Here is a 12,758-nt window from a genome sequence, read left to right as displayed (position 1 = left end):
AACTGGATTGCAAGAGACCACAATTGACGATCGCCGGGACCCTCGAGAGGGCTCGCGCACTCGTAGGCTGCCCCGATGACCAGACGGTGGGGAACCCTGACGCTGTGCGCTGCCGCGCTGCTCCCGGCGACGACCGGATGCCTGTCGCCACAGCCGGCACCAAAACCAGCGGACGGCTTCGCGCTCCGCTACGAACCACCGGCCGCCCCGGACCGCACCGCACACCGCTTCCTCCGGGACCGGGCCGTCGCCGCCCCCGTACTCGCGGACCTCAACGCCTACCTCACCCTTCCCCACGGCGTCACCGTCGTCGCCCGCTCCTGCTCCGGCGAGGGCACCGGCTACGACCCGGCCGCACACCGCATCGAGCTCTGCTACGACGACCTGGCCGAGGAACGCGCCCTGTTCGAGCAGACCGGCTCCCCCGCAGCGGACGACCAACTCGCCGAGGTCGTCCGCGAGACGCTCTACCACGAGGCCGGCCACGCGCTCGTGCACGCGCTGGACCTCCCGGACAACGGGGCCCGCGCCGAGGAGGACGCCGCCGACGACTTCGCCCGGCTCATGCTGCTGCGCGCCGGCCCCGAGGGCGAGAAGACCCTCCTCACCGCCGCCCGCGCCTACGACCTCGCGGCAGCCGCCGACCCCGAACCGGACCCCGAGGACGAACACGCCCCGAACGCCACCCGCGCCGAAGCCCACCGCTGCGCCGTCCACGCCGAGGCCCCCACCCGCCACCCCACCCTCGCCGCCCCGTCCCGCGCCCCCTGCTCCACCACCTGGCCCCGCACCCGCGACGCCTGGATGCGCGACCTGGCGCCGGTCCTGCGGCGGTGACCGGATCCCGTGCGGCAGGATGGGATCATGCCGAATCGCCTCGCGAACGAGACCTCGCCGTACCTGCTCCAGCATGCCGACAATCCCGTCGACTGGTGGCCGTGGTCGCCCGAGGCCTTTGCGGAGGCACGCGAACGCGGGGTGCCCGTCCTCCTGAGCGTCGGCTACAGCAGTTGCCACTGGTGCCACGTGATGGCGCACGAGTCCTTTGAGGACGAACTGGCCGCCGCCTACATGAACGAGCACTTCGTCAACATCAAGGTGGACCGCGAGGAGCGGCCCGATGTCGACGCCGTCTACATGGAGGCCGTGCAGGCCGCCACCGGGCAGGGTGGGTGGCCGATGACCGTCTTCCTCACCGCCGACGCCGAGCCGTTCTACTTCGGGACCTACTTCCCGCCCGAGCCCCGGCACGGGATGCCCTCCTTCATGCAGGTGCTCGAAGGCGTGCGGACCGCCTGGGTGGGGCGGCGCGAGGAGGTTGCCGAGGTCGCGCAGCGGATCGTACGGGACCTGGCCGGGCGGGAGCTGGACTACGGGAAGGCCGGCACCCCCGGGCCCGAGGAGCTCGCGCAGGCGCTGCTCGGGCTGACGCGGGAGTACGACGCCGTGCGCGGCGGGTTCGGCGGGGCGCCGAAGTTCCCGGCGTCCATGGTGCTGGAGTTCCTGCTGCGCCACCACGCCCGTACCGGGGCCGAGGGTGCGCTGCAGATGGCCGCCGACACGTGCGAGGCCATGGCCCGGGGTGGGATCTACGACCAGCTCGGCGGCGGGTTCGCGCGGTACTCGGTGGACCGGGAGTGGGTCGTCCCGCACTTCGAGAAGATGCTGTACGACAACGCGCTGCTCTGCCGGGTCTACGCGCACCTGTGGCGGGCCACCGGGTCGGACCTGGCGCGCCGGGTCGCCCTGGAGACCGCCGACTTCATGGTCCGCGAGCTGCGCACCGACCAGGGCGGCTTCGCCTCGGCGCTCGACGCCGACAGCGAGGACCCGGTCAGCGGCGCGCACGTGGAGGGCGCGTACTACGCCTGGACGCCCGCGCAGCTGCGGGAGGTGCTGGGGGAGGACGACGGGGACCTGGCCGCCGCCTGTTTCGGGGTGACGCAGGAGGGCACCTTCGAGCACGGGAAGTCCGTGCTGCAGCTGCCGAAGGACGGGCCCGAGGTGGAGGCGGGCCGGCTCGCCGGCATCAAGGAGCGGCTGCTGGCGGAGCGCGGCGGGCGGCCGGCGCCCGGCCGTGACGACAAGATCGTCGCCGCGTGGAACGGGCTGGCGATCGCCGCGCTCGCCGAGTGCGGGGCGTACTTCGAGCGGCCGGACCTGGTGGAGCGGGCGACCGAGGCCGCCGATCTGCTGGTGCGCCTGCACATGGACGGCAAGGCCCGGCTCGCCCGGACCAGCAAGGACGGTCGGGTCGGGCCGAACGCGGGGGTGCTGGAGGACTACGGCGACGTCGCGGAGGGTTTCCTCGCGCTGGCGTCCGTGACGGGCGAGGGCGTCTGGCTGGAGTTCGCCGGGTTCCTCCTCGACCTGGTGCTGGACCAGTTCACCGCCGAGGACGGGTCGTTGTACGACACGGCGCACGACGCGGAGCCGCTCATCCGGCGGCCGCAGGATCCGACGGACACGGCCGCCCCGTCCGGCTGGACGGCCGCCGCGGGCGCGCTGCTCTCGTACGCCGCGCACACCGGGTCGCAGGCGCACCGGACGGCGGCCGAGCGGGCGCTCGGGGTGGTGCACGCGCTCGGTCCGCGCGTGCCGCGTTTCATCGGGCACGGGCTGTCGGTCGCCGAGGCGCTGCTGGACGGGCCGCGCGAGGTGGCGGTCGTCGGCCATCCGGATGATCCCTCGCTGGCGGTGCTGCACCGGACGGCGTTGCTGGGGACGGCTCCTGGTGCGGTGGTGGCGGTGGGTCTGCCGCGTGCGGCGGACGGCAGCGGGGGTGAGTTCCCCCTTCTTGCCGAGCGCACACTCGTACGCGACCTTCCGACGGCGTATGTGTGTCGACATTTCGTCTGCGCGCGGCCTACGACGGAAGCGGTCGAGCTGGCCGAGCAGTTGGGCACGGTTCGTCCCTGAAGCGGCCGGAGTACCGTCAATTCCGGTTGTCATACATCAGTTCAGAAACGTGCTATTTATCTGCGCTGCTCCTGACTGTCATGTTCACTGCCTAGTCTCGTGTCGTTCGTGAGTCGCTCCGTTCGGGAGTCACCGGATGGCGCACTGGGGGGTGCGCGCAAGGGGGAAGCGGGAGCGGCGGGCCGGGGGGCCCGTCGTGTGCTCCCGGGGGGTTCGCTGATCGCCGCCGGGGGGCGGCGGGTCTGTGGGGGGCATTTTGTACACGTCTGTGTTCATTGTTGTCATTTCGCTGGCGCTCTTCTGGATGGCCGCGTTCACGCTCTGGTGGCAGATGCACGCGTGGCGGACCCCGGAGGTGCTCGCCTCCACCCGCTTCGACCGTCCCGACGGGGAGGGCCGTCTGGCCTTCTCGCTGCTGCTGCCGGCCCGCCACGAGCATGCGGTGCTGGAGCACACCATCGCCCGGCTCCTGGAGTCGAGCCACACCGACTACGAGATCATCGTGATCGTCGGGCACGACGACCCCGAGACCGCCGCCGTCGCCGAACGGGCCGCCGCCCGCGAGCCGGCCCGCGTACGGGTCGTCGTGGACCACCACGAGACGAAGAACAAGCCGAAGGCCCTCAACACCGCCCTGCCGTCCTGCCGCGGCGACATCGTCGGGGTCTTCGACGCCGAGGACCAGGTCCATCCCGAACTCCTCGCCCACGTCGACCACGCCTTCCGCTCCACCGGCGCCGACGTGGTCCAGGGCGGGGTCCAACTCATCAACTTCCATTCCAGCTGGTACAGCCTGCGCAACTGCCTGGAGTACTTCTTCTGGTTCCGCTCCCGGCTGCACCTGCACGCCGAGAAGGGCTTCATCCCGCTCGGCGGCAACACCGTCTTCGTCCGCACCGAGGTGCTGCGCGAGGCCGGCGGCTGGGACCAGGACTGCCTCGCCGAGGACTGCGACCTCGGGGTGCGGCTGTCGTCGGTCGGGAAGAAGGTGGTCGTCGCGTACGACTCCGACATGGTGACCCGCGAGGAGACGCCCGGCTCGCTGGTGAGCCTGCTCAAGCAGCGCACCCGCTGGAACCAGGGGTTTCTCCAGGTCTACCGGAAGAAGGACTGGCAGCAGCTGCCGGGGCGCGGTCAGCGCTGGCTGGCCCGCTACACGCTGATGACGCCGTTCATGCAGGCCGCGTCGGGTGTGATCATCCCGCTGAACTTCGCCGTCGCGGTCTTCCTCGACGTGCCGGTCGGGATCGCGATCATCACCTTCCTCCCCATGATCACGGCGCTGGTGACCTTCGTCTTCGAGATCGTCGGCCTGCACGACTTCGGCCGGCAGTACGGCCTGCGCGTCCGCTTCGTGCACTACGTCAAGCTCGTCGTCGGCGGCCCGTTCTACCAGGTGATGCTGGCGGGCGCCGCGATCCGCGCGGTCTGGCGCGAGCAGCGCGGCCGCAACGAGTGGGAGCTGACGAGCCACACCGGGGCCCACCTGACGGGCGCGACCACGACCGCCGCAGGCCCCGCGACCGCCACCGCCGCGGGCCCCGCCACCGCCGCCGGCCCCGCGACCGCCGCTACCGCCACCGCCGCGGTCCCCGCCTCCGCCTCCGCCGCGATCCGAGAGGACAGCCGCCAGTGACCGCCACCCTGCCCACGGCCACTGATCCCCAGCCCGAGACCGCCACCGTCCCCGCCCAGCGCGGCCCCGCCGGAGGGCTCGGCGTCCGCCCCGCCGCCCCCGTCCGGCCGCTCGTGCGGTTCCGTTCCTCCCGCCCCGACCTGCTGCTGTGCGGGGCGCTGCTCCTGGTGATCCTGCTCGTCCAGGGGTGGAACATCACCCACTTCCCGACGCTGAGCGACGACGAGGGCACCTACCTCGCCCAGGCGTGGGCCGTCCAGCAGGGCGACGGCCTCGCCCACTACACGTACTGGTACGACCATCCGCCGCTCGGCTGGATCCAGGTCGCGGGCCTGACGTACCTGCCGTCCCTCTTCGTGCCCGACTGGATGACCGTCGCGCCGATGCGGTTCTCGATGCTCGCCGTCTCCGCCGCCGGTTCCGTGCTGATGTACGTCCTCGCGCGCCGGCTGTGGCTGCCGCGCTGGGCGGCCGGGCTGGCGATGGCGCTCTTCGGTCTGTCGCCGCTCTCCGTCGTCCTCCAGCGTGAGATCTTCCTCGACAACCTGGCCGTGATGTGGATGCTGCTGGCCTTCTGCCTCGCCGCGTCCCCGAGCCGGCACCTGTGGCACCACTTCGGTTCCGGGCTGGCGGCCGCCACCGCCGTCCTGACCAAGGAGACGATGCTGGTGGTGCTGCCGGCGCTGCTGGTGACGATGTGGCGCCACAGTCACCGCGACACCCGCAAGTTCGCCGTCACCGGAGCCGTCACCGCCTGCGCGCTCATCGGGCTCTCGTACCCGTTGTACGCCCTCCTCAACAGCGAGCTGCTGCCCGGCTCCGGGCACGTCTCGCTGATCGACGGCATCACCTACCAGATGTCCCGCCCCGGTTCCGGCTTCATCCTCGACGCCGGAACCGGCTCGAACGGCGTGCTGCGGTCCTGGCTCTACTACGACACCGTCCTGCCCCTCGGCGGCCTGGCCGGCGCCCTCCTGTTGCTGGCCACCTTCCGCTGGTCCGTCACCGCCCGGGCGCTGGCCGGCCCGGCGCTGGCCGCCGTCATCCTCGCCGTCGTCGCGATGCGGCCCTCCGGCTACCTCCCGGCGATGTACGTGATCCAGGCGCTGCCGTTCCTCGCGCTCGTCCTCGCCGGGGGCGCGGCGAGCGTCACGCACGCCGTGCTGCGCCGCCGGCGCGGCCCGGGGGAGGGCAGGGCGCAGGTGTGGGCGCGCCGGGCGGTGCTCGGCGTACTGGCCGTGTCCGCCGCGGTGTACGTGCTGCCGCGCTGGTACGACGGCAACCGCACGGCGCTCACGGTCGACGCGAACGCCCCGTACCGGCAGGCCGCGGCCTGGCTCGGCCGTGAGGTCGAGGATCCGGCGCGGACCCGGGTCCTGCTCGACGACGCGCTGTGGCTGGACGCCGTGCACCACGGCTTCGAGCCGGGCCCGGGCGCCATCTGGTTCTACAAGGCCGACCTCGACCCCGCCGTCACGAAGACCCTGCCGCGCGGCTGGCAGGACATCGACTACGTGGTCTCCTCGCCCACCGTGCGCCGCGACGCGGTGGACCTGCCCACGGTGAAGGCCGCGCTGGAGCATTCGAGCGTGGTGGCCGTCTTCGGGTCGGGCGAGGACCGCATCGAGATCCGCCGGACCGACCGCGCCGACCGCGCCGACCGCACCGACCGCGCCGACCGCACGAGTGGGAGCTGAGTCACCATGAGCGAGGACCTGTGGTCCCTCCATGCCCCGATCGATGCGGAGCTTGCCGCTCCGCAGGCTTTGACCGGCAGCGTCACCCTCATCGTCCCCACCTTCAACGAGTCGGGGAACGTGGCCGAGTTGCTGCGCCGCCTCGGTGACGCGCTCCCCGACCACCTGCCCTGCGCCGTGCTGTTCGTGGACGACTCCACGGACGACACCCCCGCCGTCATCGAGAAGGCCGCCGCCGACCATCCGTTCCCGGTCTCCGTCCTGCACCGGGAGGTGGCCGAGGGCGGCCTCGGCGGCGCCGTCGTCGAGGGGGTGAAGCGGGCGGACACCGACTGGATCGTCGTCATGGACGCCGATCTCCAGCACCCGCCCCACCTGGTGCCCGAGCTCGTCGGCGAGGGCGAGCGCACCGGCGCCGACCTGGTCGTCGCCTCCCGCTACATCGCCGGCGGCAGCCGGGCCGGACTCGCCGGGAGCTACCGGATCGCCGTCTCCCGCGGGGCGACCTGGCTGACCAAGGGGCTCTTCCCGCGGGCGCTGCGCGGGATCAGCGACCCGATGAGCGGCTTCTTCGCGATGCGCCGCTCGGCCGTCACCGCGGACGCGCTGAAGCCGCTCGGCTACAAGATCCTGCTGGAGCTGGCGGTGCGCTGCCGTCCGCGCCGGGTCGCCGAGGTGCCGTTCGTCTTCCAGGACCGCTTCTCGGGGGAGTCCAAGTCCACGGCCCGCGAGGGCATGCGCTTCCTCGCCCATCTCGCCTCGCTGCGCTCCGCGACCCCGCTGGCCCGCATGATCGGTTTCGGGCTGATCGGGCTCTCCGGTTTCGTCCCGAACCTGGCCGCGCTCTGGCTGCTCACGCACGCCGGGATGCACTACCTCCCCGCCGAGATCGTCGCCAACCAGGCGGGGGTGCTGTGGAACTTCCTCCTCATCGAGTCCCTGCTCTTCCGCGACCGGCGCCGGCACCGGCACTGGGCGGACCGGGTGGGGCGGTTCGCCCTGCTGGCCAATGCCGATCTGCTGCTGCGCATCCCGTTGATCGCGGTGTTCGTCGCGCGGTTCGGGATGGAGGTGCTGGCGGCGACGGCGCTCGCGCTGGTCACCACCTTCGTCCTGCGGTTCGCGGCCACCGAGGCCCTCGTCTATCTGCCGCGCAGGTCGCGTGCGCCGCGTACCCCGAGCACCCCCGGCGCCCCGCCCGAGGCGGGTCGCCACTCCAGGAGTTGAGCCGCACAGAAGGGATCCTTTCGATGCGTCTGACGATCCGGCGGAGGTCCGGGCGGCGGGCCGCCCTGCTCGCCGTCGGGGCGATGACCGCGGGCCTGCTGCTCACCGCACCGCAGCAGGCCACGGCCGGTCCGCCCAATCTGCTCTCCAACCCCGGCTTCGAGACGGCCGGCCCGGCCGGCGCCGACATGCCGTCCTGCTGGTCGAAGTCCGGCTGGGGCGACAACGACTTCACCTTCGCCACCGTGGCCCAGGCGCACACCGGCACGAAGGCGATGAAGGTCTCCCTCACGCGCCGCGTGGACGGCGACCGCAAGGCCCTGGTCACCGAGAACAGCACCTGCGCCCCGACCGTCACGCCGGGGAGGCAGTACGACCTGTCGGCCTGGTACAAGTCGGACACCCCGGACGTGTCGGTGACGGTGTTCCGGCGGGAGGCCGCGACCGGGACCTGGCAGTACTGGACCGACCTGCAGAATCCGCCGGTCAGCGCCGCCTGGGCGCGTACGGAGGTCCGTACGCCGGCGGTGCCGCCGGGCACCGACAAGATCGCGTGGGGGCTGTCGGTCTACGGGGTGGGCACGCTCACCACCGACGACTACGCGCTGGAGGAGGTGGGCGCGGTGCCGCCGCAGCCCACCTGTTCGGGCACGGCGGAGGAGTGCGCCAAGGGCAAATGGGAGGTGATCCCGGCCAAGAATCCGGTGCGTTCGATGCACGCCGTCGTGTTGAAGAACGGCAAGGTGCTGCTGATCGCCGGGTCGGGCAACGACATCGCCCAGTTCAACGCGGGCACCTTCACCTCGGCCGTCTACAACCCGGCGAACGGCACCTTCAAGACGATCCCGACGCCGGTGGACATGTTCTGCGCGGGCCACGTGCAACTGTCGGACGGCCGGGTGCTGGTGATGAGCGGCAACAAGGGGTACCCGTCCGCCGACGGCAGGATCGGCTACCAGGGGCTGAAGGACAGCTACGTCTTCGACCCGGTGACCGAGGCCTACACGAAGACGAACGACATGAACGGCGGGCACTGGTACCCGTCGGCGACGGTCCTCGGCAATGGTGACGTGATCTCCTTCGGCGGGCTGAAGGAGGACTCCACGGGCAACGTGACCGCCGAGAAGTTCTCGGCGGCGCAGAACAAGTGGCTGCCGATGAACGAGGTCAACCAGACCTGGTCGTACTGGGGCCTGTACCCGTCGATGATCCTCATGCAGGACGGACGGCTCTTCTACTCGGGCAGCCACACCTTCGGCAACGGCACCCAGGGCAGCGGCGCCTCGGTCTACGACTACGCCGCCAACACCGTCACCGACGTGCCGGGCCTGCGGAACAAGGACCAGCGCGACGAGTCGGCGAGCGTACTGCTGCCCCCGGCGCAGGACCAGCGGGTCCTGACCATCGGCGGCGGGAACAACGAGACCAACCCGGCCGCGAACCGGATCACCGACATCATCGACCTGAAGAAGCCGAGCCCCGGCTACACGGCCGGCCCCGACCTCCCGCAGGGGCTGGTCGACACGGGCACGGGCAAGCGGCCGCAGACCGGCGCCGAGGGCAAGATGTACGTGTCGGCGGTGCTGCTCCCGGACGGCAAGGTGCTGGAGACCGGCGGCGGCCTGCACGACCGGGCGGACCCCGTATTCGAGGCCTCCTTCTTCGACCCGGCGACCAACACCTACCAGCCGGGCCTCGCCACCGACCCGATCCCGCGGACCTACCACTCGGCGTCGTTCCTGATGCCGGACGGCCGGGTCATGTCGGTCGGCGACAACCCGGGCAACGGCACCTACAACCACAACGTGTCGATCTACACCCCGCCCTACCTGTTCAAGGGCGCCCGCCCGCAGATCACCTCGGTGATCGACACGCAGTGGGTGTACGGGGACACGCAGCGGATCACCGTCAACCGCCCGGTCGCCAAGGCGGAGCTGATCCGTCCGGCGGCGGTCACCCACTCCTCGGACCCCAACCAGCGGTTCGTGGACCTGCCGATGACCGTCAACGGGAACAACATCGACCTCAACGTGACGAGCAACCCCAACCTGGCGCCGCCCGGCTGGTACATGCTCTTCGCGGTCGACGCGAACGGCGTCCCGTCCCTCGCCACCTGGGTGCACCTGGGCGGCCCGTCGGCCCTGGCGGCCGCCCAGGAGCAGCCGTCCGCGCACGAGCACTCCTTCGCGGACAAGCTCGGGCCGGCCAAGCAGAACCCGGCCAAGCGGGACTCCGTACCCGTCGCGCCCGGCGTGGCGGGCTGCGACCGGCACTACGGGACGGTCAACGTGTGCGTGCCGACCCGCTTCCCGGCCGAGGTGAAGGAGACGGCCAAGGCCCGCTGTGACTGGCTGGCCTCCCACCAGTACCCGAAGCGGCTGAAGGTCAACGGCAGCGACCCGCTGCGCCTCGACCCCGACGGCGACGGCCACGCCTGCTGATCCCGACGGGAAGGGGCCCGGCCGCGCGCTCGCGGCCGGGCCCCTTCTGCGGGCTCAGTGCGCGTAGGCGGCGAGCGAGATGCCGATGTAGTGGGCGACGAAGGCGGCCAGGGTCAGCAAGTGGAAGACCTCGTGGAAGCCGAAGAAGCGGGGGGAGGGGTTGGGCCGCTTCATGCCGTAGATGACGCCGCCCGCGCTGTAGAGGAGGCCGCCGACGATCACCAGGACCAGGACGGCGATGCCGCCGGTGCGCATGAAGTCGGGCAGGAAGAAGACCGCCGCCCAGCCCATGGCGATGTAGCAGGGGGTGTAGAGCCAGCGCGGGGCGCCGACCCAGAAGACGCGGAAGGCGATGCCGGCGGCGGCCGCGATCCACACCGCCCACAGCAGGGTCCGTCCCGTGGAGGGCGGGAGCAGCAGGACGGTCAGCGGGGTGTACGTGCCCGCGATGATCAGAAAGATGTTGGCGTGGTCGAGCCGGCGCAGGATGGCCTCGCCGCGCGGCCCCCAGGTGCCGCGGTGGTAGACCGCGCTGACACCGAAGAGCAGGCAGGCCGTGAGGACGTAGACCCCGCAGGCCACCCGTGCCCGGGTCGAGTCGGTGAAGGCCATCAGCACCAGGCCGGCGACGACCACGGCCGGGAACATCCCGAGGTGCAGCCAGCCGCGCAGCAGCGGCTTCTCCTCCAGGGCGGTCTCAGCCGTCTCCAGGGCCTCGACTACCGGTGTGGCCTCGGCGGCCGGGACGGTGGCGGGGTCAGAAGTCATGAACGCCATGCTACCTACGGGCCCGTAGGTTTCCGTCGGTCGTCTTTACGGAAGATTGACGGACGTGGCAATGCTCACGTGAGAGGCCCTCTGGACATATGCGCACATCCACCGGATGATCAGATGAGTGCGGTCGGCACCGGATGAGCGGAGCGCGAAGCGTCCGGGTCGCAGCCCCCACGGGGCAAACACCAAACACACCCCTCAACAAGGAGCAATCGTGGCGCGCGACAACGCGGCTCCCACTTCCATCCCGACGAACCACCAGGAGCTGATCTCCTGGGTGGACGAGATCGCAGCCCTCACCCAGCCGGACCGCGTCGTCTGGTGCGACGGCAGCGAGGGCGAGTACGAGCGCCTGTGCGAGGAGCTCGTCGCCAAGGGAACGTTCAAGAAGCTCGACGAGACGAAGCGCCCGAACTCGTACTACGCCGCCTCCGACCCCTCCGACGTCGCGCGCGTCGAGGACCGGACCTTCATCTGCTCCGAGAAGGAGGAGGACGCGGGCCCGACCAACCACTGGAAGGCCCCCGCCGAGATGAAGGAGATCTTCGCCGGCGGCGAAGGCATCTTCCGCGGCTCCATGAAGGGCCGGACGATGTACGTCGTCCCGTTCTGCATGGGCCCCCTCGGCTCCGAGCTCTCCGCGATCGGCGTCGAGATCACCGACTCCGCCTACGTCGCGGTCGCCATGCGCACCATGACCCGCATGGGCAAGGCCGTCCTCGACGAGCTCGGCACCGACGGCTTCTTCGTCAAGGCCGTCCACACCCTCGGCGCTCCGCTCGCCGAGGGCCAGGCGGACGTGCCGTGGCCGTGCAACACCACCAAGTACATCTCGCACTTCCCGGAGACCCGCGAGATCTGGTCCTACGGATCCGGCTACGGCGGCAACGCCCTGCTCGGCAAGAAGTGCTACGCCCTGCGCATCGCGTCCGTCATGGCCCGCGACGAAGGCTGGCTCGCCGAGCACATGCTGATCCTCAAGCTCACCCCGCCGCAGGGCGAGGCCAAGTACGTCGCCGCCGCGTTCCCGTCCGCCTGCGGCAAGACCAACCTGGCCATGCTGGAGCCCACCATCCCCGGCTGGACCGTCGAGACCATCGGCGACGACATCGCCTGGATGCGCTTCGGCGAGGACGGTCGCCTCTACGCGATCAACCCCGAGGCCGGCTTCTTCGGCGTCGCGCCCGGCACCGGCGAGCACACCAACGCCAACGCCATGAAGACCATGTACGCGAACACCGTCTTCACCAACGTCGCGCTCACCGACGACGGCGACGTGTGGTGGGAGGGCATGACCGAAGAGGCGCCCAAGCACCTCATCGACTGGAAGGGCAACGACTGGACTCCGGACTCGGAGACCCCCGCCGCCCACCCCAACGCCCGCTTCGCCGTCCCGGCCTCCCAGTGCCCGACGATCGCCCCCGAGTGGGAGGACCCCAAGGGCGTCCCGATCTCCGCGATCCTCTTCGGCGGCCGCCGCGCCTCCGCCGTGCCGCTGGTCACCGAGTCCTTCGACTGGAACCACGGCGTCTTCATCGGCTCGAACATCGCCTCCGAGAAGACCGCCGCCGCCGAGGGCAAGGTCGGCGAGCTGCGCCGCGATCCCTTCGCCATGCTGCCGTTCTGCGGCTACAACATGGGCGACTACATGGGCCACTGGGTCGACGTCGCCAAGGGCAAGGACCAGTCCAAGCTCCCGAAGATCTACTACGTCAACTGGTTCCGCAAGAACGACGCGGGCAAGTTCGTGTGGCCCGGCTTCGGCGAGAACAGCCGCGTCCTGAAGTGGATCGTCGAGCGCCTCGACGGCACCGCCGAGGGCGTCGAGACCCCCATCGGCATCCTGCCGACCAAGGACTCCCTCGACCTCGACGGCCTGGACCTGCCGGCCGCGGACCTCGACTTCCTCCTCACGGTCGACAAGGAGGTCTGGCGCGAGGAGGCCGCCCTGGTCCCCGAGCACCTGAACACCTACGGCGACCACACTCCGAAGGAGCTGTGGGACCAGTACCACGCACTCGTGGAGCGCCTGGGCTGAGCCAGGACGCGCCCTGAAGAAGGGCC

The 12,758-nt window shown here is 71.1% G+C and carries 8 protein-coding genes; 7 read left to right on the top strand and 1 reads right to left on the bottom strand.

Annotation, left to right across the window (positions count from 1 at the left end; genetic code table 11):
- Positions 1–75 precede the first annotated feature (75 nt).
- The 6 genes from ACZ6JT_RS11590 (at position 76) to ACZ6JT_RS11565 (ending at position 9,920) form a co-directional block, all read left to right on the top strand.
- Positions 76–837, top strand: coding sequence for a DUF4344 domain-containing metallopeptidase (locus ACZ6JT_RS11590; RefSeq protein WP_469209235.1), 762 nt, complete (start codon positions 76–78; stop codon positions 835–837).
- 27 nt (positions 838–864) lie between these two features.
- Entirely contained in the window at positions 865–2,919 is a 2,055-nt protein-coding gene (locus ACZ6JT_RS11585; RefSeq protein ID WP_469209234.1) for a thioredoxin domain-containing protein, read from the top strand.
- Between the two features lie 256 nt (positions 2,920–3,175).
- Positions 3,176–4,555, top strand: a complete 1,380-nt coding sequence (locus ACZ6JT_RS11580) for a glycosyltransferase (RefSeq protein WP_469209233.1) — start codon at positions 3,176–3,178, stop codon at positions 4,553–4,555.
- Positions 4,552–6,252 carry an ArnT family glycosyltransferase gene (locus ACZ6JT_RS11575; RefSeq protein ID WP_469209232.1) on the top strand — a complete coding sequence of 567 codons (1,701 nt, stop codon included), beginning with the start codon at positions 4,552–4,554 and terminating at the stop codon, positions 6,250–6,252. Before ACZ6JT_RS11580 ends, ACZ6JT_RS11575 begins: the two co-directional genes overlap by 4 nt.
- A gap of 6 nt (positions 6,253–6,258) precedes the next feature.
- Complete coding sequence (locus ACZ6JT_RS11570) at positions 6,259–7,479, top strand: glycosyltransferase (protein ID WP_469209231.1); 1,221 nt, start codon at positions 6,259–6,261, stop codon at positions 7,477–7,479.
- 23 nt (positions 7,480–7,502) lie between these two features.
- Entirely contained in the window at positions 7,503–9,920 is a 2,418-nt protein-coding gene (locus ACZ6JT_RS11565) for a galactose oxidase-like domain-containing protein (protein ID WP_469209230.1), read from the top strand.
- Between the two features lie 54 nt (positions 9,921–9,974).
- On the opposite strand, the gene trhA is transcribed toward ACZ6JT_RS11565, so the two are convergent.
- Positions 9,975–10,688 carry a PAQR family membrane homeostasis protein TrhA gene (gene trhA, locus ACZ6JT_RS11560; protein ID WP_469209229.1) on the bottom strand — a complete coding sequence of 238 codons (714 nt, stop codon included), beginning with the start codon at positions 10,686–10,688 and terminating at the stop codon, positions 9,975–9,977.
- A 220-nt stretch (positions 10,689–10,908) separates the two neighbouring features.
- Between trhA and ACZ6JT_RS11555 the strand changes: the two genes are divergently transcribed.
- A complete protein-coding gene (locus ACZ6JT_RS11555) occupies positions 10,909–12,732 on the top strand; it encodes a phosphoenolpyruvate carboxykinase (GTP) (RefSeq protein WP_469209228.1) in 1,824 nt (607 codons plus the stop codon).
- The last annotated feature ends 26 nt before the right edge of the window (positions 12,733–12,758 follow it).

This window comes from Streptomyces sp. NPDC046308 (assembly GCF_055588065.1).
The sequence above is the reverse complement of the archived record's forward strand: the minus strand, read 5'-3'. Positions and strand labels throughout refer to the sequence as shown.

Excerpts from the sequence above, each read along its gene's own strand:
- trhA (WP_469209229.1), bottom strand. The coding sequence starts at position 10,688 with ATGACTTCTGACCCCGCCACCGTCCCGGCCGCCGAGGCCACACCGGTA.
- ACZ6JT_RS11570 (WP_469209231.1), top strand. The coding sequence starts at position 6,259 with ATGAGCGAGGACCTGTGGTCCCTCCATGCCCCGATCGATGCGGAGCTT.
- ACZ6JT_RS11585 (WP_469209234.1), top strand. The coding sequence starts at position 865 with ATGCCGAATCGCCTCGCGAACGAGACCTCGCCGTACCTGCTCCAGCAT.
- ACZ6JT_RS11590 (WP_469209235.1), top strand. The coding sequence starts at position 76 with ATGACCAGACGGTGGGGAACCCTGACGCTGTGCGCTGCCGCGCTGCTC.
- ACZ6JT_RS11565 (WP_469209230.1), top strand. The coding sequence starts at position 7,503 with ATGCGTCTGACGATCCGGCGGAGGTCCGGGCGGCGGGCCGCCCTGCTC.